Genomic DNA, 21,567 nt, shown 5'->3' with positions numbered 1-21,567 from the left:
CGGCCACGTTGGTGATCGGACCCTTGCCGTCGATCGGCTCGCCCAGCGGGTTGACGACGCGGCCCAGCAGGCCACGGCCGACCGGCACGTCCACGATCTCGGACAGGCGGCGGACCTCGTCGCCTTCCTTGATCTCGCGGTCTTCGCCGAAGATCACGACGCCGACGTTGTCGCGTTCCAGGTTCAGGGCCATGCCCTTCACCCCGGCCTTGGGGAATTCCACCATTTCGCCGGCCTGGACGTTGTCGAGGCCGAACACACGGGCGATGCCGTCGCCGACCGACAACACCGAGCCTACGTCGGATACGTCTGCTTCTTCGCCGAAGTTGGCGATCTGCGACTTGAGGATGGCCGAAATCTCGGCGGCGCGGATGTCCATAGGTCTTACGCTCTCTTGAGGGCGAACTTCAGGGAGTCGAGCTTCGAACGAAGTGAAGCGTCGAACAGACGGGAGCCGACCCGCACCTTGATGCCGCCCAGGATGGACGGATCGACGCGGGTCTCGATTTCAGGGTCTTTGCCGAGCGCCTGACGGAGCGCGGCGGCGACGCCTTTGCTCTGGGCGGCGCTGAGCGGCAGGGCGGTGGTGACCTGGGCCGAGACGCTGCCGCGCTGTTCGGCGGTGAGCGCTTCGAACGCGGTGATCACCGCGGCCAGCGCGCGGGCGCGGCCGTTGGCGGCCAGCAGGCCGAGGAATTTGCGCGTTGTCGGGTTGAACTTCGCCTTGTCGGCGATCGCCACCAGACCACGACCTTTGTCTTCCAGACCGAAAGACGGAGAGGCCAGCAGCAGGCGCAGGTCGCGGCTCTCCGCGAGCGCCGCCTTCAGCGACTTCAGGTCGGCCTCGACGGCCGCCAGGTTCTTCTCATCCTTCGCGAGGTCGAACAGGGCCTGGGCGTATCGCCCGCCCACATTCGAGTCCTTGGAATCGTCCGCCACTTGAAATGTCCGCCCGGTGCGTATCGTTGGCCACGGCGAAGGAGCTTCGCAGTGGTCTAAAGGCTTGAAAGCGCTCGAATAAAGCAAACCGAGCCGCGGAACCCGAAAGCCCACTGGCCCGAAGCCGCGCGCCTGATAACACGCGATGTGTGGCGCCGCAACCAAGCGGGCCGGCATGACGGCTATTGAGGGTCTGGCGCCTGCTTGAACACACGCATTTCCGGCACGGCGGCCTATCGGCGCTCTCAGTTATTTAATCCCGGACTGCTACAGCTTGCCCACAAACCTTGCGCAGTGACAGGGGTGCGGCGTCGAGATCTCGCAATCGACCGGGGCGCGCGACCGCGCATCGGATCCTTCGCCGAGCGTGCGATCGCGATGTTTCTCCAGGGCTGAAGATGACGACGTCACCGACTTCTTTGGCTCTCCCAACTCCCGCAGCGGCCCTGCGTTTCCTCGCCCTCGCAAGTCTGGCGGTCTGCTTGACCATGTTGGCGTGGCGGTTCGGGCTGTTTCTCGTCGCGGCGGGGCGCGCCGTCGCCTACCCGGGTGGGATCGACTACAGTGAAGGCGTCATCTGGCAGCAGATGCGGATGATCTGCCAAGGCCGCGCCTATGGCCCGATCGACGGATTTCCGGCCGTCGTGTTCGAGTACCCGCCGCTTTACCACCTCATTGTCGCGGCCGCAGCTCGCCTGGCGGGCGCCGACGAACTCGCCACGGGTCGTGCGGTGTCGGTCGTCGCCACGATCGTGATGGGCGGCCTGACCGGGCTCGCGACGGGGATGCTCACGCCTGGTAGCCGCTTCGGCCCGAAGCTGACCTGCGGGCTCGCGGCGGGCCTGATCGTGTTCAGCATCTGGCCGATCGCAGCCTGGTCACACTTGATGCGGGTGGACATGGTGGCCCATGCGTTCAGCCTGGGCGGGCTCTGTCTGGCTTTCGCCGCCGTCACCCGGCCGCGCCTGATCCACTGGGCCGCCCTGTGCTTCGTCGCCGCGCTCTACACCAAACAAACGGCCGTCGCGGCGCCGGCCGCCGTCTTCTCCGTTCTGCTCGTCCTGCGCCCGCGCCTCCGCCCTGGCTGGCCTCGCAACCGCGGTGATCGTCGGCGGAACCATCCTCGCGGCCCTCGCAAGCGTCACGCGCGGCGGTGTGATTCTCCATTTGTTTCTGTACAATATCAATAACTTCGAGTGGGTTGACGCTTGGCGTCTGTTCGCGCCGATACTGCTCATTCATCTAGGCTACGTCGCGCTCGCCATCACCGCGCAGATCTGTGCTGTTGCTGCACTGGTGCGGTCTCAAGCCGGCTCGACGAGCCTCCGGGACCTGCGAACGCGCATCTCCACGGACGTGGCCGCGCAACGTCTGGTCATTGCGCTGGCTTACGCCCTGCTGGCGACAGCGACGGTTGTCCTCGGCGGCAAGTCCGGGGCCAACATCAACTATACGAACGAGTGGATGATCACCGTCGGCATGTTCGCGGGCCTGGGTCTCAATCAAGCCGCAGCCATCGCCTTTCGACGGTCTGCGGTCCGACAGCCCGTGCAGTGGGCTGCAGTCTGGCTTTCGCCGATCGCCATTGCTTTACAGCCGCTGGTGCTGCTCGATCCCACGATTCCCACGCTGGCGCCGGATGATCGCCAGGCGAAGGAAGTTGCGCATCTGTCTGAGATGGTCCGCCATGCCAAGGCTCCCATCATTTCGGACGACACGGTTCTCCTGCTCAGGAACGGCAAGGCCATGCAGTGGGAAACGTTCATTTTCACCGAGCTTGCACGCGCGGGCCGGTATGACGAGCGCGGCTTCGTTCGAATGGTGCGCGACAAGAAATTCGCGTTCTTCGTGACGGAGGGCGCTCACGGCGACGTTGCCTTCGAACAGCGCTATAGTCCGGCGGTGATCGGCGCGATGTCACAAGCCTATCCGCTGACACGGCGCATGGGTCGCTACACAGTGCACCTTCCCGTCAGCACGGGTTCGCAACTCCCGCACTGACGGCTCCGTCGCCGAAAAGACCCGCGCGTGTGCTGAGGCAGCCTCACGTTCCAGCGGAGCGCCGCGCCAGCCGTATATCCGCCGTTCATCTCTCGTCAATCTTGTCGCGCGCGTGGTGCGCTTCGGCTAAAAGCCGGCCGCGGCGGGGCGGCCAATTCGTTTAAGACGGGTAAGAACGACAGATGGCGAATGCTCAGTCGCCCGGCGGACGGCGGCCCCCGCCTGCGCCTCCCCGCGGCCGCGGTCCCCTGGGCGCGCTGGTCTACTGGACCATGGTGCTAGGCGTCTGGGGGCTGATCTTCGCGGTCGGCTTCCTCGCGGTGTTCGCCGTCGACCTGCCCGACACGTCCAAGCTCTATGACGTCAAGCGCCAGCCCTCGATCTCCTACCTTGACCGCTCGGGCGCGATGGTCGCGGTGCGCGGCAGCCAGTACGCGCCGCCGGTCGATCTCGACAAGCTGCCGTCCTATGTCCCCAAGGCCTTCATCGCCATCGAGGACCGTTGGTTCTACTGGCACATCGGCTTCAATCCCTGGGGCATCGCGCGCAGCCAGATCTACAATGTGACGCACAAGGGCGGGCCCCTGCGCGGCGGCTCGACGATCACCCAGCAGTTGGCGCGCAACCTGTTCCTGACGCCCGCCCAGACCTATCGCCGCAAGGCGCAGGAGCTGATCCTGGCGGTGTGGCTGGAGGCCAAGTTCTCCAAGAAGGAAATCCTCTCCCTCTATCTCAACCGGGTCTATTTCGGCGCCGGCGCCTACGGCATCGAGGCCGCATCACAGCGTTACTTCGGCAAGCCCGCATCCCAGCTCACCCTTGGCGAGGCGGCGTTGTTGGCCGGGATGATGAAGGGGCCGTCGCGCTATAGCCCGGTTTCGGCGACCGAGCGGGCCGAACAGCGCGCCACCGTGGTGCTGGGCGAAATGGTGCGTTCGGGCGCGATCACCGAGGCGGAGAAGGCCGAGGCGTTCAAGACGCCGGTGCGGGTGAACCCGGTGCTGGCGAACCAGCGCGCGCAATATTTCACCGACTGGGTGGACGACCAGGTCCGCGCCCTGGTGGGCGAGCCCACCGAGGACCTGGTGGTGGAGACCACGCTGGACCTGCCGCTGCAGGCCGCGGCGGAGGACGCGATCCGCAAGGGCGTCGCCGCCGCCAAGAACGAGCGCGTCGAACAGGCCGCCCTGGTGGCGCTGGACGGCGAAGGGCGGGTGCGCGCCTATGTCGGCGGCGCGTCCTACGCCCGGAGCCAGTTCGACCGCGCGACCATGGCAAGACGCCAGGCGGGTTCGTCGTTCAAGCCGTTCGTCTACCTGACCGCCATGGAGCAGGGCCGCACGCCGCAAACGCCGGTCGCCGACGAGCCGATCAAGATCGGCAACTGGGAGCCGAAGAACTACACGGGCCGCTACCTCGGCCCGATCACCCTGCAGACCGCGCTCGCCCAGTCGATCAACACCGTGGCCGCCAGACTCGCCAACGAGGTCGGCACCGGCAATGTGGCGGCCACGGCAAGGCGCCTCGGCATCACCTCGCGCATCCAGCTCGACCCCTCAATGGCGCTGGGCGCGGTCGAAGTGAGCCCCATGGAGATGGCCCAGGCCTATGCGCCATTCGCCAACGGCGGCTTCTTTGCCAAAGGCTACGGTGTCGAACGCATCCGCACGACGGCGGGGCGCGTGCTCTATGATCACAGCGTGGAAAAGCCCGAGCGGCGCACCGTGATCGGCTCGCCGGCGCTGCAGTACATGAACCAGATGCTGCGCCAGGTGGTGAGCGGCGGCACCGGCACGCGCGCCCGGGTCGCCGGCTTCGACCTGGCCGGCAAGACCGGCACCACCAGCGATTATCGGGACGCCTGGTTCGTCGGCTATACCGGCGGCTTCGTCACCGCGGTGTGGGTCGGACGCGACGACAACAAGTCGATGCGCAAGGTCACCGGCGGCGGAGCGCCTGCCGGGATGTGGCACGACTTTATGGCCGCGGCCCTGCCCAAGCTGCGCACCCAGCCGATCCCTGGCGGCGTGATCGCCCCGCCCCCCGTCGAGAACGATCCCATCGGCGACCTGATCGCCGGCGACGGCGCAGCCACGCCGGAAGAGTACGTCCCGCTCCCGATCCAACCGGAACACGAGGCCGCGCCGTTCTAGGGCGCGCCGCTAGCCGCCGACTCCGTGAAGCCAGGCGCCCTGGGCGCGGAGCCAGGCGCGATGCGGCCGGTGGTCGCCGACCAGGCTCTGCACGTGACCCCAGAACCGCGGACCGTGGTTGGCCTCAAGCAGGTGGGCGCACTCGTGGGCCGCCACATAGTCGGCCACCGCGAGCGGGGCCATCGCCAGGCGCCAGGAGTAGCGGATCTTCGGCCTGGGCCCGGGGGTGCACGAGCCCCATCGCGAACGCGCGTCCATCACCGCGATGTCGGGCGTGGGCCTCGCCAGAGCGGCGCAATGCACCGCCGTACGCTCGCTGAGGACCTCCAGGGCGCGGCGCTTCAACTGGCGCACTACGGCGCGGGTGTAGCCTTCGCCTTCGCCCATGGCGGCGATGCGGGCGGGGGCGTCGGCGTTGGCCGGCAGCCACCGCGCGCGGCCCTGGCTCTGCTCCAACCTCACCGGCTCGCCGAACACCGACAGCATCGCGCCGGGAACCAGCGGCGTCGTTTTGGGGAATTCCGCGAGACGTTCGACGATCCAGTCGCCGCGCTCACGGGCGAAGGCGACGGCGGCCGGCAGCAGGCGCTGGGACGGCGCCACGGCGATCACTTCGCCGCCACGGCGATCCAGCCGCAGCGAGACGCGCCGCGCGCGCGGATTGACGCTCAGTCGAACGGTCGCGCCGTCCACCTGCAGTCGATCGCCGTCGGCGAATCCGCGCGCTGTCCGAAACATCGCCTACAGAGTTAGGCGGCCTCTTCGCGCCTGTCGAAGCCCTTTTCGCCGCGGCGCACGAAGTCGCGCACGCGGGGATAGATCTCTTCGTTGAAGCGGCGGCCATTGAACACGCCGTAGTGGCCGACCTTCGGCTGGACGTAGTCCATCTTCATGTCGTCAGGCAGGTTCGAGCAGAGGGTGTGCGCGGCCTGGGTCTGGCCGATGCCGGAGATGTCGTCGTTCTCGCCTTCGACGGTGAGCAGGCCGATGTCACGGATGGCGTCGCAGCGCACCAGGCGCCCACGATGCATGAGCTCGCCCTTAGGCAGCAGGTGCCGCTGGAAGACGATGTCCACCGTCTGGAGGTAGAACTCCTCGGTGAGGTCGAGCACCGACAGGTACTCGTCATAGAACGCCAGATGGCTCTCGACGGAGTCGCCGTCGCCGTCCATCAGCTGCTGAAGGTAGCGCCAGTGGGCTTCCTGGTGGCGTTCGGCGTTCATCGACATGAAGCTGAACAGCTGCACGAAGCCCGGATAGACCCGCCGGCCCATGCCCGGATACGGAGCGGGCACGGTGTAGATCATGTTCGACTTGAACCAGGCGAAGGGCCGTTCCTCGGCGAGCTGGTTGGTCACCGTGGGCGACAGCCGCGCGTCGATTGGCGAGCCCATGATGGTCACGGTCGCCGGGCGCGAGGGTTCATTGTCCTCGGCCATCAGGGCGGCGGCGGCCAGCACCGCAGGTCCCGGCTGGCAGACCGCGACCACATGTGGACGCGGGCCCAGCACGCGGAGCATGTCGCGGACGTGGTCGACGTAGTCGGCGAATTCGAAGCGTCCTTCCAGCACCGGCACGTCGCGGGCGTTGATCCAGTCGGTGATGAACACCTCGTGGTCCTGCAGGAACGCCTGGGCGGTGCCCCGCAACAGGGTCGCGTAGTGGCCGGACATCGGCGCGGTGATCAGCAGCGGCGGATCGAGTTCGGTGCGGCCGGCGCGCCGCAGGTCCGACACGTCGCGCGAGAAGTGGACCAGGCGGCACCAGGGACTGGTCCAGACCACCGTCGGACGAACCCGCACCGAGACCCCGTTGATCTCCACGGTCTCAATGCCCCATTCCGGCTTGCCGTAGCGCCGGGTGAGGTTCGCGATCAGGTCGGAAGAGGCGAAGATGCGACGCCCGATATCGGTGTCGCGCGCAGGGTTCAGCGGCGAGCCCCAGAAGTCCCGGGTCAGCCGCGTCGCGAAGCGAAACGGCGTGCTGGCGTAGTAGCCGGCTTCGTAGAGCGTATAGAGCATGGCGCCATCAACTTTGTGCAACGCAGCATATGCGGAAGCCGGTTAACGGAGTCCAGCGTTCAACAGTTCCGCGCCGCGGGTCCCTGACGCATCGCCTTGCTGACGCGCTCGGCTGTCTGTTCCGGCGTCAGTCCCGTGGGCAGGGCGCACACGAAGCGACCTTTCGGGTTCATCAGATAGGTCACCGTGGAGTGGTCCATCTGCATGTGGCCGTCCGCATGGGTGCTTTCCTGGTGATAGACACGGTAGGCCTTGGCGACGGACGCGACCTGCGCCGGCGTGCCTGTCAGGCCGACCGCGCCCTTCGGAAATGCCGGGTTGGACAGGTAGAGGGCCATCTGCTCAGGCGTGTCGCGCACCGGGTCGACGCTGATCAGCACCACCCGGAAATCGCGCGCCCGGCGCCCCAACTGCTCCTGGGTCTGGGCGAGGCCATAGAGCGTCGTCGGGCAGACGTCCGGGCAGTGGGTGAAGCCGAAGAACACCGCATTCCACTGGCCCTTGAGCAGGCTCTCGTCCACCGAGCGGCCGGATTGATCGACCAGCTGGAACGGGCCGCCGATCACCTCGGCCGCCTCCGGTCGGCCAGCGACACGCGCGCCGAACACGGCGGCGAGCGCGACTGCGACCACGACACAGCCGGCGATGATCCAGAGAACGCGACGCTTCAAACCCCATGTTCCTTCATCTACCGCGTCGCCGGTGGCCGACACGCCCTTTAGGGCTCGTCAGGACGAGCGTTACGGGCGATCCTCGCCAGTGATGGCCAGCATCGGGACATCCGCCGCCCCCAGACCAGCCGCCGGCCTCGATAGGCCCGGCCCGGAGGCTGCGCAAGCCGAGCCGGACTGGCGCTCGGGCGGCGGAGGTGACGGCCGTTTGCGGTTGCGCACCGTCGTCACCCTGCGCTGGCTGCTGATCGGGCTGGAGAGCCTGGCGCTGGCGGCAGGGTGGGCGACGGGCTTCGAGGCCCCCTACCCTCTGTGCGCCGCGGTGATCGGCGCCACCCTGTGGATCAACATCCTGACCGGCGTCTCCTCGCCGGGCCAGCGGGTGTGCAGCGTCTGGGAGGCCACCGCCCATCTGTCGCTCGACATCGTGCAGATCGCCGCCCTGGTGTTCTTCACCGGCGGGGTGGTGAACCCGTTCGTCCTGCTGCTGATCGCTCCGGTGACGCTAGGCGCCGCGACCCTGCCGCGCACGCCGGTGCTGGTGCTGGGCGCGCTGGCCTGCGTGGCGTCGGTGCTGCTGGCGCTTTTGCTGTGGCCGCATGGCGCGGCGCAGGTGGCGTTGAGCCACCGCGCCCTGGCGGCTGTGGCCAACGTCGCTGGCGTCGCCCTGATCGCCGGCTGCGTACGCCAGGCGGCCGAGGAGTCGACGCGGATGGCGCTGGCGCTCGACGTCACCCAGGCGGTGCTGGCGCGCGAGCAGCGGCTGTCGGCCCTGGGCGCCCTGGCGGCGGCGGCGGCCCACGAGCTCGGCACGCCCCTGGCCACCATCGCCATCGTCGCCAAGGAGCTCGGCCGCGAAGCGCCAACCGCCTCCGTGAAGGAAGACGCCGACCTGCTCGTCGCCCAGGCCGACCGCTGCCGCGAGATCCTGCGGCGCCTGACCGAGACCCCCGACGCCAGCGACGAGGTGCATGAACGCATGAGCCTGCGCCAACTCGTACATGAGGTGATTGAGCCGCATGCCGGCGCGAAGGGCGTTCGGGTGGAGGCGATCGTCACCGGCGCGGCGGGCGTGAAGGCGCCGGACATCTGGCGGATGCCGGAGATCCTCCACGCGCTCACCTCCTTCGTCGAGAACGCGGTGGATTTCGCCAGCTCCGAGGTGCTGGTCACCGCACGCTTCGACGCCGAGGGCGTGTCGATGGAAGTCCGTGACGACGGGCCCGGGTTCTCGGCCGAGGTGCTGGCCAAGCTGGGCGAGCCTTACGTGACCACGCGGCCGGGCGCGGAAGGCTCGCGCACCGGTCACATCGGCATGGGCCTGGGCTTCTTCATCGCCAAGACGCTGCTCGAGCGCACCGGCGCCGTCGTCGCGTTCCAGAACGGCCGGCCGCACGGGGCTGTGGTTTCCGCCCGCTGGCCACGAACAAAGATCGAGGTCGGCGGCCGATGAACACGTTCATGGCTTGCGGAACGCGTCGGCTCAGCGACATGATGCCGCACCTTCCCGTTGGCTCGCTGCGCTCTTGGGTTGCATCATGACCGATATCTCCGCCGCCATCGCCGCTCTCGCCGACAAGTCGCTCCTGGTGCTGGACGACGACGCACCGTTGCGAACCCGGCTGGGGCGGGCGCTGGAACAGCGCGGCTTCGAGCCCGTCCTGGTCGGCAGCGTCTCCGAGGCGGTTGCGGCGGTGAAGTCCAAGCCGCCGGCCTATGCGGTGCTGGACATGCGGCTGGACGACGGTTCCGGCCTGAGCGTGGTGGAGGCGGTGCGCGAGGCCAGGCCAGACGCCAAGATCATCATGCTCACCGGCTACGGCAACATCGCGACGGCGGTGGCGGCGGTGAAAGCCGGTGCGGTTGACTATCTCTCCAAGCCTGCCGACGCCGACGACGTAGCCCGGGCGCTGCTGGCCCATCCGGACGAGAACCCCGCGCCGCCCGAAAACCCGATGAGCGCCGACCGGGTTCGCTGGGAACATATCCAGCGGGTCTATGAGCTGTGCGGCCACAACGTCTCGGAGACCGCGCGGCGGCTGAACATGCACCGCCGCACCCTGCAACGCATCCTGGCCAAACGGGCGCCCCGCTGAGGACTACTCTAGCAGAGTCGCCGGCGAGCCGCTGGCCCTGAGCGCGGCGAGCCTGGCGAAGGCCAACGTCAGCGCCTTGCGCCGTGCGCCCGCCAGCGGAACCAGCGGGGCCTCGCGCAACACCGCGCCGCCAAACCCGTCGGCGACGATCAGGCCGGGCTCCTCTGGCAGGATGTGGCGCGGAAACTCCGGCGCGACCGCGAAGGCGAAGGCGTCGCAATAGGGCAGGTACTCGCCCCACTTCAGGTCGGTGCGGAAATCCTCCAGGCTCGACTTCACCTCGACGATGAACAGATGGCCCTTGCGCGAGACCGCCATCAGGTCGGCGCGCCGCCCGTTCGGCAGCGTGACCTCCGCCAGCGGCGCGTAGTCCAGCGCCGCCAACAGGCGCGCGGCGCCCCGCGTCACCGCCTGGGTGGTCTCCGGTCGCGTGGCGATCAGGGCGGCGGAAGCGTCCATCGCCGCCGATCCTGTTCGGCTTTCGTTCCCGATGCAAGCTCGAGAGGAAAACTCACCGCCCACCGGCGCGTCGTGCTACCCGCCCAGATATGAATTTCGACCTCCTGCGATTGCTGGCGGCGAGCGCGGTGGTGTTCAGCCATTGCTTCCCACTGGCTGGACTTCCGGCCATGGCGGCGCCGGGGATCGAGGATTTCGGGGCGCTGGGCGTCAGCGTGTTCTTCGTGATCAGCGGCTATCTGGTCACCGGCAGCTACCAGCGCGACGCGCGGGGTTATCTCCTCAAGCGCCTGCTGCGCATAGAGCCGGGACTGATCGCCTCGCTGGTGGTGACGGTGATCGGCTGCAGCCTGCTCACCCTGGAGCCGTCCTACTGGAGTCTTCCGCAGACCTGGCTCTACGTGCTGCGCAACGCCCTGCTCTATCCAGTGACCTACGATCTGCCAGGCGTGTTCGCCGACAATCCCTTCCCGCATGCCGTCAACGGGGTGCTGTGGACGCTGCGCCTGGAGTTCACCTGTTACCTGGCGCTGATGCTGGTGCGGGCGAACCGCACGGCGGTTGCGATCGGCGCAGGGCTCGGCGCAGCCGCGTTCCTGGCCATCCCGCTGTTCATCCCGGCCTGGGGCGACGAGGCCGCGAGCCGGATCGCCTTCCTGGCGGCGCGCAACGGCTATCTGTTCTGCGCTGGCTCTCTGCTGTGGCTCTATCGCGCGAAGCCGCCGCTCTGGCTGGGGCTCGCGGCCTGGGCGGCTTTTCCTGTCGCAGGCCCCGTCGTGCTGCCGCTGGCGGTGATCGGCGTCGTGCGGCCGGGCAAGTTGCCGGCGGACCTGAGCTACGGCGTCTACATCTACGCCTTTCCGCTGCAGCAGGCGCTGGCGCACTACGGCATGCTGAACTTCGCCAGCGCGATGGCCGCCACCTTGCCGTTCGCCGCGGCGTCCTGGTTCCTCGTGGAGAAGCCGGCGCTGGGCCTCAAGTCCAGGGTGGCTCAGTCGCGGGCGGGCAGCGGCAGCTCCAGCCGGCCGACGTCGTAGCCGAGCTGGCGGATGCGGCTGAGCGCCTCGGCCTTGGCCTGGGCGCCTAGCGCGGGTCGCCGCGACATCAGCCACAGGTAGTTGCCGCCCGGCGTGCCCAACAGCAGCCAGCCTTGCTCTGGTCGGTTGTCGATCACCCAGTACTCCTGGCTGATCATGCCGCCGAAGAAGCTCATCTTGAACTTGGCGTTGGTGCTGGCGTCGAGCAGCTTGGCCTTGGCCTTCCACTCCGTCTTGGGCGCGGCCAGCGAGCCCTTGCGGCAGGTCTGCAGCACGGAGAATCCGTCGGCGGAGCGGACCCAGTCGACCGTTCCGGCCTGGCAGCCGCGCTGGGTCTTGTTGGGCAGGCGCGCGACCTCGTACCAGCGGCCCATCATCTTGCTGAGGTCGACGCGGGCGGTCGGCTGCGGCGCCGCGGCGAAGGCTTGTCCGCACAGGGCGACAGCCGCGACGGCCAGTGATCTGAGGGGCTTGAAGGTCATGGGAGCGGGGATGCACCGGAGCGGCTGAACGGCGACTGAACGCGCCAGGGTAACTCGGACGGGCTCGGCCATCATGCGCCGGCGCGAACGAGGTGCCCGCAGAATTCGGCTATTCCGCGGCGATCAGCCCGTCGTTGGCGGGGCGGCCGCGGAAGTTGATCGCGCGCAAATAGCGCACGCCCTCGGCGGCGATGTCGTCGCCCACCATCTGGTCGCCCTCGCGGTGCAGTTCATCGAGGTCGACGTAGGTGGCGTAGAAGGCCCGCGTCCGCTCGGTGATCACGCCGGCTTTCAGCAGGGTCTTCACCAGCACCCGGAAGATGTTGGTCTGCTCGCGCATGGTCTCGCGGCGCTGGTCGTCGGTCATGATCTGCGCCATCTCGGCGATCACCCGGTCGGCGTCGAGGCCGAACGCCGCATAGAGGTCGAGCTGCTGGGTCGGCGCGACCAGGTTGAACAGCAGTGTCTGGAAACAGTGCGCGGCCCAGTCCTCGATGGTCGCGTGTTCCTCGGCGGTCAGGTGGGGGATGGTGCGCTCGGCCCAGATCTTCCCGAATTTGTGGTGGAAGGCCTCGTCGGTCATCACCAGTTGCAGCAGCCGCTTGCCCAGGGGATCGCGGATGTTGGCGTAGAAGGTGGCGAAGGCGCCCATGGCCAGGCCCTCGACCAGCATCTGCATGCCGACGATCTTCTTGTAGACCTGCGGTGCGCCGATGATCTCGACCAACAGGTCCTTCAGCGCCGGGCCGCAGGCGACAGGGCGGCCCCAACGGGCCTTGATGTAGAGGGCGAAGGCGGTGACGTGGCGCGCTTCCTCCCGCGTCTGGTTGGCGGCGTATTCCTGGGCGCCCTGATCCTTCAGCACATGGCAGAGCGAGGCCGACAGGTTCAGCGCTCCCTGCTCGCCGTGCAGGATCGAGGAGAACGAACGCAGCACCGATTGGTTGACGAACCGCACCCGGGTCTTCCAGTCGCTCAAGGCCTCCGACACATAGGTCGTCTGCATCGAGGCGATCATCTCCTCGGGCACCAGCATCTCGTTCTCCATGTCGAACGGCGTGGAGAAGTCGATGTATTTCGGGTCCAGCGGATTCCAGAAATGGTCGTGGGTCGCGGCGATGATCTTGTCGAAGGCGTTCGAGCGATCGTTGTAGCGATCAAGCTCCAGCATGGACTCAAAGTCGTCCGGCGCCACGGAATCGTAGATCAGGTCCTTGGTGATGTCGCTCCCGGCCATCGCGCTTCTCCCGTCGCTGATCTCTATTTTATTATTGGGCCAAGGGTGAGCCGATAGGCCCGGAAGGTCAATAAAATGACGGCCCCGTCACCTTACCTAGGCGGGCGCGGCCTCTATCCGGTCGATGTCGTCGTCGGACAGGCCGAAGTGATGGCCGATCTCGTGCACCAGCACATGGGCCACCAGATCCTGCAAAGCGACGTCGCCCCGTTCGACCCATTCGTCGAGGATCGGGCGGCGATAAAGGAAGATCATCGCACCGGCCGGGGCCGGGTCCAGCACCGACTGGCGCATCAGATCGACGCCCTGATAGAGTCCGGTCAGCTCGAACGGATCGTCAATCTCCAGCTCATCCAGCACCTCGGCGGCGGCGAAGTCATCAACGCGGAACACCACGTCGCCGACCATGGCGCGGAACTCGCCCGGCAGGGCGGCGAACGCGGTCTCGGCCATCGCCGCGAGATCGTCCAGCGAGGGCGCCAGGCCGCCTGTCGGTTCACTCATCCGGCACCACGATATGCGGCGCTTCGGGCAGGCGGACCTCGAACAGGCCGATGTCCAGCGCCTGCTGTGGCTTGAAAGGGCGCAACGGCTGGTCGGCCATGGCGCGTAGGGTCTCGGGCGGCAAGGCGGAGGCTTCTCCGCTGCGCCGCGCGCGCCGCGCCTGGGGCGCTTCGGCGACCCGATCACCGGCCATCCGCCAGTAGGAGACCTGCAATCGCCAGACGGTGCGCGGTGCGGGCTTCGCCGCCGGCCAGCGGCGGCCGTCGCTGTTGGCCGGGCTGACCGGAGCCAGTTCGGTGCGCTGAGCCGGGGCAACAGTTTCGGCCAGGCGGCAGAACCGGTCCTCGGCCGCAAGGCTGGGGGTCGCGTCCTCCAGCCTGGGTCCGTAGGCGTCCAGCGCCGCCTCACGCGTGGCGAAGGCCGGGCCCACGGCCTCGGTGGTGAAGGCGACGTCGCGGCCGGCCAGGCTGCGGGCCTGGCTTTCGCGCGCCGCACGGCCGCGCGGCGCCGCCAACGCCGCCTCGCCATTCGCGGCCACCGGATAAAGTATCGCTGTCATCAAGCCGATCATCGCCGAAAAGCGGCGATAACGGAAACGCGTCGCACGTGCGAGGGTGCGAGGCTCAGCCTATGTTCGTCGCAGACTGATTCGCTTGTCGACCCGGGCGCGCGTCGATGGAACCTCGATGAGTCAAACCGATCTGATCCTGCTGGCCGCCGCGGGCGCGGCCTCGCTGGTGATCTGCGTGATCCTCTGGACCGTGGCTCAACGGCGCGTGGGGCTGGCGCGAGCAGCCATGCTGCAGGACCGGCTGGGCGCTCTCGAGGCGCGCGCCGAAGCCGCCCAGGCGTCGGCCGAAGCCTTCGATTCCGCCCTGCTGGCGGTCGAGGAAGGTCACGCCATGCTGGCCTCCGGCCGCGAAAGCCTGGCGATCTGCGCGACGGCCCTGGGCCTGACGGCCCCCGACCCCCAGACACTGGTCAATGCGCTGATGCGCGCCGACCCCGACCACGCGCGCCGGCTTCGGGCGCTGTTCGAACGTGGCGAGCCCTGCGCCTTCGAGGTCCGCGGGTCGGGCGGGGTGGTCTCGGTGGAGGGCCGCGCGGCCGGCGCGCTGGCCTGGCTGCGGCTGTCGGCGGTGAGCGGGGATGATTCCGGCCTGCCGACAGCGCCGCGCTTCGCCGCCCTGCTGGACAGCCGCCCGACGCCGGCCTGGCTCGCCGCCGCCGACGGATCGCCGATCTGGGTCAACGACGCCTGGCTGAAGGCGGTCGGTCACGACAGTCTGGATGAGGCCGCGGCGGCCGGCGCAAGTTTCGACAAGGCCGCCGACGCTCTGGCCAGCGAAGCCGCCAACCTCGGACGGGTGCGTGACAGCGTGCGTTGGGCGACCCTCGACGGCCGCCGCCGCGCCTTCCACATCACCGCCCAGCCGCTGGAGGGCGGCGGCGTCGGCGTCTGGACCGAGGACACCACCGAGACCGAGGAGCTGCGCGAGGCGATCAAGCGCCACGCCGCGGCCCATGACGAAACCCTGAACCACATCGCCGACGCGGTGGCGATCTTCAACCAGGACAAGCGGCTGACCTTCCACAACACCGCGTTTGCGGAGCTGTGGGGGCTGGAGCCGGCCTGGCTCGCCGAACGCCCGACGCACGGCGAGGTCCTGGACCGGCTGCGCCAGCGTCGACGCCTGCCGGAGACCGCCGACTATGGCCGCTGGAAGGCCCAGGAGCTGGGTCGCTACGAGGCCCTCGACATCGCTGCGGACGACCTGTGGAGCCTGCCCGACGGGCGCACCCTGCGCGTTGTGCGCCAGCCGCACCCGATGGGCGGCCTGCTGCTGCTGTTCTCCGACATCACCGACGAGTTGAAGCTCAAGGCGCAGTACAACGCCCAGATCCAGGTCCAGCAGGCGACCCTCGACAAGCTGAACGACGCCGTCGCGGTGTTCGGCTCGGACGGCCGGCTGCGGCTGCACAACGAGGCGTTCGAGCGGTTCTGGAACGTCACCGCCGCCCAACTCGACTTGGCCGGCGACTTCGAGGGGGTCGTCGAGCTCTGCGTGCCCAGGCTGCACGACCTGCAGTTCTGGCGTGACCTGAAAGGCCGCGTCGCCGACCCGGACCCCGAGGCCCGCGCGCCGGTCTCGGGCGAGGTGAAGACCTCGGACTCGCGCATCGTCATGTATCAGTCCCGGCCGCTGCCGGACGGGGCGACCTTGATCGCCTTCACCGACGTCACCGACGCCAAGCGGCTGGAGAGCGCGCTGGCCGCGCGGTCCTCCGCACTGGCCGACGCCGAGCGACTGAAACGCGACTTCGTCGGCAACGTCTCCTACGAGTTGCGCACGCCGCTCACCACCATCATCGGCTATTCGGAACTGCTGGAACGGTCGGGCGAAAACCTGTCGGAACGGGGCCGCAGCCACGCCGCCGCGGTGCGCACCGCCGCCACCCAGCTCGCGCGTTCGATCGACGATGTGCTCGACATGGCCCAGATCGACGCCGACGAGATGGCCCTGGACCTGGAGGACGTGCGGGTCGGCGAACTGCTGGATGAGGCCGCCAACCGCTGGTCCACGGAAGCGGTCAGCGGGGAGGTGACGATGCTGGTCGAATACAAGGACGACATTGGCTTGATCCGCGGCGACGCGCGCCGGCTGGGCCAGATCCTCGACCATCTGGTGGAGAACGCTGTGCGCCAGACGCCGCCTGGCGGCAAGGTGACCATCTCCGGCCGCCGCACCCTGGGCGAGATCCAGCTTCAGGTGGCGGACACCGGGCGCGGCATCCCGTTCCACGTGCAGGCGCACATCTTCGACCGCTTCGTCGGACGCGAGCGCGGCGGGCCGGGCCTGGGGTTGGCGCTGGTGAAGGCTCTCACCGAGCTGCACGGCGGCTGGGTGGCGCTGGAGAGCGAACCGGGCGCGGGCGCGGCGTTCACCTGCCACCTTCCCGAAGAAGCCCAGGCCGCCGCGGCGCACCCGGAGCTGGAATTCTAGGTCAGGTCTGGCTTTCCGGCAGGCGGACGATCAGTCCATCCAGTTCGTCGCGCACCTTGATCTGGCAGGACAGGCGGCTGTTGTCCGCCACGTTGTCGGCGAAATCCAGCATCGAGGCTTCCATCGGCGAGGCCGGGCCGACCTTGGCGATCCAATCCGCGTCCACATAGACGTGGCAGGTCGCGCAGGCGCAGGCGCCGCCGCAGTCGGCGTCGATGTTTGGAATGTTCGACTTGACCGCGCCCTCCATGACCGAGAGTCCGGATTTGACGTCCACCACCTGCTCGGCGCCGTCGTGCTGGATGTAGGTGATGCGAGGCATGTCGACCTTGTTTGGCGCCCGAACTCAGGCGGCGACCTCTTTCATGGAAATTGTGCTGTCGGCAAGCTTCGCGGGCGACACCGGCTTGCGGTTCTGGATGAGTTGGCGGCCGGCCATGAATTCCGGCGGCGCGTTGACGGCCTCGACCGCCTGCACCTGATCGCCCTTCAGATGGAACACCGCGAACTTCGCGGCAGCGACATCGCCGCGCACCAGGATGCGGTCGGCGTCGAACGCCATGCCGGCGATCTGCAGCTTCAGATCATACTGATCCGACCAGAACCACGGGGTCTCCGGCGCGGGCGCGGGCCGTCCGGTGATCGAGGACGCGGCCTGCTTGGCCTGCTCCAGGGCGTTGGGCACGCTCTCCAGCCGGAACATCCGGTCGTACAGCGGCAGCGGACGGTGGGCGACGTCGCCGATCGCATAGATCGAGGCGTCTGAGGTGCGGGCCTCCAGGTCGACGACGACGCCGCGCGCGCACTCGAGGCCGGAGTCGCGGGCGATCTCGTCGTTCGGCGCCGCGCCGACGCCGACCAGCGCCACGTCGCAGGCGATCGTGCGTCCGTCGGTCAGCGTGACGCCGGTCACCTTGCCCGCCTCGCCGGTGAAGCCGGTGACGCTGGCGCCGAGGATGAACTCGACGCCCCGGCTCTCGTGGTAGGCCTTGAAGAAGTCGGAGAGCACCGGGTCGGCGACGCGGGCCAGCAGGCGCGCCTCGCGCTCGATCACCACCACGTCGGCGCCCAGGGCGCGCCCGGAGGCCGCGGCCTCCAGTCCGATGTAGCCGCCGCCCACCACCGCCATCCGCTTGCCGGGCCCGAGCGCCGCCTTCAGACCCTCGGCGTCGGCGGCGGTGCGCAGGAACAGCACGCCGCCAAGCTCCGCCCCGGCCACGGGCAAAGCGATGGCGCGTGCGCCCGTGGCGATGATCAGGACGTCGTAGTTCAGGGTGCTTCCGTCCGACAGCTTCACCGTCTTCGATCCGCGCGACAGCTCCACAGCGGAGACGCTGGGTCGGAAATCGATGTCGGACTCGGCGTAGAATTCCAGGGGCTTCAGGGCGAGCGAATCGGCGTCGGCCTCGCCTTTCAGCCAGGCCTTGGACAGGGGCGGCCGCTGATAAGGTGGAATGGGCTCTTCGCCGACCAGAGTGATCGGACCGGCGTGGCCGTAGGCGCGCAGCAGCGCCGCAGCAGTCCCCCCGGCGTGGCCCCCGCCCAGGATCACGACGTGCGCTCCGGTGTCACTCATCAGCTATCTCTCCAGGGGGGTATGTGTCGCCGTTCGGCGGCTCAGACGACCCGGTCGACCAGCATCTTCTTGACCTCGGCGATCGCCTTGGCGGGGTTCAGTCCCTTGGGACACACCTGGGCGCAATTCATGATCGTGTGGCAGCGATAGAGCTTGAAGGGGTCCTCGAGCGCATCCAGCCGCTCGCCCGTCGCCTCGTCGCGGCTGTCGATCAGCCAGCGATAGGCGTGCAGCAGGGTGGCTGGGCCGAGATACTTGTCGCCGTTCCACCAGTAGCTGGGGCACGACGTCGAGCAGCAGGCGCAGAGGATGCATTCGTACAGGCCGTCCAGCTTCTCGCGGTCCTGCGGCGTCTGGATCCATTCCTTCTCCGGCTCCGGCGTCTCGGTGTGCAGCCAGGGTTCGATGGAGGCGTACTGGGCGTAGAACAGCGTCAGGTCGGGGACCAGATCCTTGACCACCGGCATGTGCGGCAGCGGACTGATCGCCACGTCCTTGCCGGGACATTCCTCCCAGCCGTGGGTGCAGGCGAGCGTATTGCGCCCGGCGATGTTCATGGCGCACGACCCGCACACGCCTTCGCGGCACGAGCGCCGGAACGCCAGCGTGGTGTCCATGGTGTTCTTGATATGGATAAGCACGTCCAGGACCATCGGCCCGCAGGCGTCGACGTCGACGTCGTAGGTGTCCCAGCGGGGGTTCTGCGACTCCTCCGGATCGTAGCGGTAGACCTTGAAGGTCTTCACTCGCTTGGCGCCGGAGGGCGCGGGGTGGTGGCGTCCCTTGCCGACCTTGGAGTTCTTGGGCAGAGCGAATTCGACCATCAGACGCTTTCCTTCACTCTGGCCGGGGGCTGAGCCGCACCGTACCAGTCGATCCGTCGGGTGAAATACATGACCGCGGCGATGGCCGCGAAACTGGCGAGCGCGCCGACCAGCAGCGCCAGGTCCTCCAGGCGCATCAGCACATAGATCAGCGCGTAGAGCAGCGAGAACGCCGCCAATGCGATGACGCCCTGGCGGCGGCTCTCGAACACCCAGCCGGCGTACAGCGAGATCAAGCCCACCGTGGCGCTGGCGGCGATGATGAACGCGCCGTCGAAGCCCAGATGCTCGGCGATCGACAGCAGCAGCAGATAGAAGACGATCTGGGCCAGGCCGATCAGCACATATTGCGCGGGGTGCACGCGCTTACCCTGGGCGGTCTCGAACAGGAAGAAGGCCAGGAACACCAGGCCCACGAACATCAGGGCGTACTTCAGCGAGCGGGCCACCGACTGGTAGGGATCCGCCGGCTCGACGAAGGAGACGCCCAGGGCGGTCGGCCCAAGCCGGGTCAGCGCGTCCGATGTCCCCTGGGCGGGTACGCCGCGGGCGATGAAGGGCACGCTCCAGTGCGCGGTGAACCCGTCGGCCGCCACCTGGCGCTTCTCTGGCAGGAAGCCGCCGTCGAAGCTGGGGTGCGGCCAGTCGCCCTTGGCGTCCAGGGTGGTGGTCTTGCCGAACGCCAGGATCGCCAGCCGCTCGGCGCCGGTGAATTTCAGCTTGGCCGAGGCGTTGAACTTCGCGTCTGGCGCGGCGACGCCAGCGGCGCTGGCGCCGAAGAACCTCAGGCCGCGATCCTGCACGGAGCGCGACTTCTGCTCGGGCGCGTTCAGCGCGCTCTCCGAAAGAACCGATGCCGGCGACATGGGCAGGCTGCGCCCGGCGGCCTGCAGGGTCACATCAGCCTTGGCGCCCCGGGCGTCGGACGCGCCGACCAGGAATTCCGCGCGATTCCAGTCCAGCACAGCGCCGAGCGGCGCCTGGCCGGCCGCCCCGGTCAGGTCGAACGCCGCGTCGAAGGCGATGTCGGCCTGGTAGACCGGCACCTCGAACAGCGAGCGACGGCGCAGCTCGGAATGGGCGGTGACCTTGGCGTCGCCCTGGGTCGGGAAGATCACGAACACGCCGGCGGCCGGCGGCTGGCCCTTCTCGAGCGGCGGTGCGGCGTAGGGAACGGCGAGCACCGGGCCCAGGAACGTCTGCTGGCCGCCGACCAAGCCGCCCACGTCGCGGACCACTTCCTCCGCCCGGTTGGTCCGATCGCTGAGCAGGGCGAACACGAACAGCGCCGGGATGCTCATCAGCAACGCCAGACCGCAGACGAGCAGCAGCTTCAGCCCCATGGAACGTCCAGGGACCCAGGCTGAGACGGCGGCGGCGGTGCGCTCGGCGGTCATTCTTCGGGCGTGTTCAGTACACCCGCGCCTTGGGCGGGATGTATTCGATGTCGTCGGTCATGGTGAAGGAATGCACCGGGCGATAGTCGATCGCCACCGCGCCGCTGGCGTCGTCGAACCAGGTCAGCGTGTGCTTCATCCATTCGGCGTCGTCGCGGTCGGAGAAATCTTCCCGCGCGTGGGCGCCGCGGCTCTCGGTGCGGTTCACCGCGCCGTGGACAGTGACGATCGCCTGGCCGACCAGGTTGTCGAACTCCAGCGTCTCCACCAGGTCGGTGTTCCAGATCATCCCACGGTCGGTGACCTTGATGTCGGCGCGGCGGTCATGAACCTTCTGCAGGCGCTCGACGCCGGTCTGCAGGGTCTCGCCGGTGCGGAACACCGCGGCCTCCTCCTGCATGGCGCGCTGCATGTCGAGCCGCAGCTCGGCGGTCGGCGAGCCGCCGTTAGCATGCCGCAGCCGGTCGAAGCGTTCCAGGTGCGAGGCGGTCATCTCCGGCTTGAGCTCCGGCTGCGAGGCCCCGGCCTTGATCACCTCGGCGGCGCGCAGGGCGGCCGAGCGGCCGAACACCACCAGGTCGATCAGCGAGTTCGAGCCCAGCCGGTTGGCTCCGTGCACGGAGACGCAGGCCGCCTCGCCTACGGCCATCAGGCCAGGCACGACGCGGTCGGGATCCTCGCCCACGCGGGTCACCACCTCGGAGAAGAAGTTCGTGGGGATGCCGCCCATGTTGTAGTGCACCGTCGGCAGCACCGGGATCGGCTCCTTGGTCACATCGACGCCGGCGAAGATCTTGGCGCTCTCCGAGATGCCGGGCAGGCGCTGAGCCAGGATCTTCGGGTCGAGGTGGTCGAGGTGCAGGTGGATGTGGTCCTTGTTCGGGCCGACGCCGCGCCCCTCGCGAATCTCCAGCGTCATCGCCCGGCTGACCATGTCGCGCGGCGCAAGGTCCTTCACGGTCGGCGCGTAGCGCTCCATGAACCGCTCGCCCTCGGAATTGGTCAGGTAGCCGCCCTCGCCGCGGGCGCCCTCGGTGATCAGGCAGCCCGAGCCGTAGATGCCGGTCGGGTGGAACTGCACGAACTCCATGTCCTGCAGCGGCAGGCCGGCGCGCAACACCATGGCGTTGCCGTCGCCGGTGCAGGTGTGGGCGCTGGTCGCCGA

The 21,567-nt window shown here is 68.4% G+C and carries 21 protein-coding genes and 1 pseudogene; 7 read left to right on the top strand and 15 right to left on the bottom strand.

Going from position 1 to position 21,567, the window contains the following annotated elements; genetic code table 11:
• Positions 1–379, bottom strand: a pseudogene (locus Q8M88_RS07255) (F0F1 ATP synthase subunit alpha); the annotation flags it as partial.
• Between the two features lie 5 nt (positions 380–384).
• Entirely contained in the window at positions 385–939 is a 555-nt protein-coding gene (locus Q8M88_RS07250; RefSeq protein WP_305595865.1) for a F0F1 ATP synthase subunit delta, read from the bottom strand.
• Positions 940–1,421: 482 nt separating this feature from the next.
• Between Q8M88_RS07250 and Q8M88_RS07245 the strand changes: the two genes are divergently transcribed.
• From Q8M88_RS07245 to Q8M88_RS07235, 3 genes are all read left to right on the top strand, one after another.
• Positions 1,422–2,129 (top strand): hypothetical protein, encoded by a 708-nt coding sequence (locus Q8M88_RS07245; protein ID WP_305595863.1) that lies wholly within the window; start codon positions 1,422–1,424, stop codon positions 2,127–2,129.
• A complete protein-coding gene (locus Q8M88_RS07240) occupies positions 2,107–2,940 on the top strand; it encodes a hypothetical protein (protein ID WP_305595861.1) in 834 nt (277 codons plus the stop codon). Before Q8M88_RS07245 ends, Q8M88_RS07240 begins: the two co-directional genes overlap by 23 nt.
• A 182-nt stretch (positions 2,941–3,122) precedes the next feature.
• On the top strand, positions 3,123–5,093 hold the full coding sequence (locus Q8M88_RS07235; RefSeq protein ID WP_305595859.1) for a transglycosylase domain-containing protein: 1,971 nt from the start codon (positions 3,123–3,125) through the stop codon (positions 5,091–5,093).
• Positions 5,094–5,102: 9 nt separating this feature from the next.
• Here the strand turns inward: Q8M88_RS07235 and Q8M88_RS07230 are convergent, their stop codons facing one another.
• Genes Q8M88_RS07230 through Q8M88_RS07220 form a run of 3 tightly spaced genes read right to left on the bottom strand, consistent with a single transcriptional unit; the run spans position 5,103 to position 7,785 of the window.
• Positions 5,103–5,831: a M48 family metallopeptidase gene (locus tag Q8M88_RS07230; RefSeq protein ID WP_305595857.1), complete on the bottom strand. Its 729-nt coding sequence runs from the start codon at positions 5,829–5,831 to the stop codon at positions 5,103–5,105.
• A gap of 11 nt (positions 5,832–5,842) precedes the next feature.
• Positions 5,843–7,114, bottom strand: a complete 1,272-nt coding sequence (locus Q8M88_RS07225; RefSeq protein WP_305595855.1) for a polyhydroxyalkanoate depolymerase — start codon at positions 7,112–7,114, stop codon at positions 5,843–5,845.
• Between the two features lie 59 nt (positions 7,115–7,173).
• A complete protein-coding gene (locus Q8M88_RS07220; RefSeq protein ID WP_305595853.1) occupies positions 7,174–7,785 on the bottom strand; it encodes an SCO family protein in 612 nt (203 codons plus the stop codon).
• Positions 7,786–7,876: 91 nt separating this feature from the next.
• On the opposite strand from Q8M88_RS07220, the gene Q8M88_RS07215 reads away from it, so the two are divergent.
• A complete protein-coding gene (locus Q8M88_RS07215) occupies positions 7,877–9,238 on the top strand; it encodes an ActS/PrrB/RegB family redox-sensitive histidine kinase (RefSeq protein WP_305595851.1) in 1,362 nt (453 codons plus the stop codon).
• 85 nt (positions 9,239–9,323) lie between these two features.
• Entirely contained in the window at positions 9,324–9,881 is a 558-nt protein-coding gene (locus tag Q8M88_RS07210; protein ID WP_305595849.1) for an ActR/PrrA/RegA family redox response regulator transcription factor, read from the top strand.
• A 3-nt stretch (positions 9,882–9,884) separates the two neighbouring features.
• On the opposite strand, the gene mmcB is transcribed toward Q8M88_RS07210, so the two are convergent.
• Complete coding sequence (mmcB, locus tag Q8M88_RS07205) at positions 9,885–10,340, bottom strand: DNA repair putative endonuclease MmcB (protein ID WP_305595847.1); 456 nt, start codon at positions 10,338–10,340, stop codon at positions 9,885–9,887.
• 89 nt (positions 10,341–10,429) lie between these two features.
• On the opposite strand from mmcB, the gene Q8M88_RS07200 reads away from it, so the two are divergent.
• Positions 10,430–11,377, top strand: coding sequence for an acyltransferase (locus tag Q8M88_RS07200; RefSeq protein WP_305595845.1), 948 nt, complete (start codon positions 10,430–10,432; stop codon positions 11,375–11,377).
• Here the strand turns inward: Q8M88_RS07200 and Q8M88_RS07195 are convergent.
• From Q8M88_RS07195 to Q8M88_RS07180, 4 genes are all read right to left on the bottom strand, one after another.
• Positions 11,332–11,859 (bottom strand): lipocalin family protein, encoded by a 528-nt coding sequence (locus Q8M88_RS07195; RefSeq protein ID WP_305595843.1) that lies wholly within the window; start codon positions 11,857–11,859, stop codon positions 11,332–11,334. The two genes, Q8M88_RS07200 and Q8M88_RS07195, sit on opposite strands and share 46 nt — an antisense overlap.
• Before the next feature lie 109 nt (positions 11,860–11,968).
• Positions 11,969–13,096 (bottom strand): ferritin-like domain-containing protein, encoded by a 1,128-nt coding sequence (locus Q8M88_RS07190; RefSeq protein WP_305595841.1) that lies wholly within the window; start codon positions 13,094–13,096, stop codon positions 11,969–11,971.
• A 96-nt stretch (positions 13,097–13,192) separates the two neighbouring features.
• Entirely contained in the window at positions 13,193–13,600 is a 408-nt protein-coding gene (locus Q8M88_RS07185) for a metallopeptidase family protein (RefSeq protein WP_305595839.1), read from the bottom strand.
• Positions 13,593–14,159, bottom strand: a complete 567-nt coding sequence (locus Q8M88_RS07180; protein WP_305595837.1) for a hypothetical protein — start codon at positions 14,157–14,159, stop codon at positions 13,593–13,595. The genes Q8M88_RS07185 and Q8M88_RS07180 overlap by 8 nt, the downstream gene beginning before the upstream one ends.
• A 127-nt stretch (positions 14,160–14,286) precedes the next feature.
• On the opposite strand from Q8M88_RS07180, the gene Q8M88_RS07175 reads away from it, so the two are divergent.
• Complete coding sequence (locus Q8M88_RS07175; protein ID WP_305595835.1) at positions 14,287–16,605, top strand: PAS domain-containing sensor histidine kinase; 2,319 nt, start codon at positions 14,287–14,289, stop codon at positions 16,603–16,605.
• A 1-nt stretch (position 16,606) separates the two neighbouring features.
• On the opposite strand, the gene Q8M88_RS07170 is transcribed toward Q8M88_RS07175, so the two are convergent.
• From Q8M88_RS07170 to Q8M88_RS07150, 5 genes are all read right to left on the bottom strand, one after another.
• On the bottom strand, positions 16,607–16,927 hold the full coding sequence (locus tag Q8M88_RS07170; RefSeq protein ID WP_305595833.1) for a 2Fe-2S iron-sulfur cluster-binding protein: 321 nt from the start codon (positions 16,925–16,927) through the stop codon (positions 16,607–16,609).
• Positions 16,928–16,951: 24 nt separating this feature from the next.
• Complete coding sequence (locus Q8M88_RS07165; RefSeq protein WP_305595831.1) at positions 16,952–18,181, bottom strand: NAD(P)/FAD-dependent oxidoreductase; 1,230 nt, start codon at positions 18,179–18,181, stop codon at positions 16,952–16,954.
• A 41-nt stretch (positions 18,182–18,222) separates the two neighbouring features.
• The gene (locus tag Q8M88_RS07160) at positions 18,223–19,005 is read right to left on the bottom strand and encodes a succinate dehydrogenase iron-sulfur subunit (RefSeq protein ID WP_305595829.1); all 783 of its coding nucleotides are present in this window, start codon (positions 19,003–19,005) and stop codon (positions 18,223–18,225) included.
• On the bottom strand, positions 19,005–20,402 hold the full coding sequence (creD, locus tag Q8M88_RS07155) for a cell envelope integrity protein CreD (protein ID WP_305595827.1): 1,398 nt from the start codon (positions 20,400–20,402) through the stop codon (positions 19,005–19,007). The genes Q8M88_RS07160 and creD overlap by 1 nt, the downstream gene beginning before the upstream one ends.
• Positions 20,403–20,415: 13 nt before the next feature.
• On the bottom strand, positions 20,416–21,567 hold a 1,152-nt coding region (locus tag Q8M88_RS07150), incomplete at its 5' end, for an FAD-binding protein (RefSeq protein WP_305595825.1).

Source organism: Phenylobacterium sp. (genome assembly GCF_030693805.1).
Lineage (GTDB): Bacteria > Pseudomonadota > Alphaproteobacteria > Caulobacterales > Caulobacteraceae > Phenylobacterium.
The sequence above is the reverse complement of the archived record's forward strand: the minus strand, read 5'-3'. Positions and strand labels throughout refer to the sequence as shown.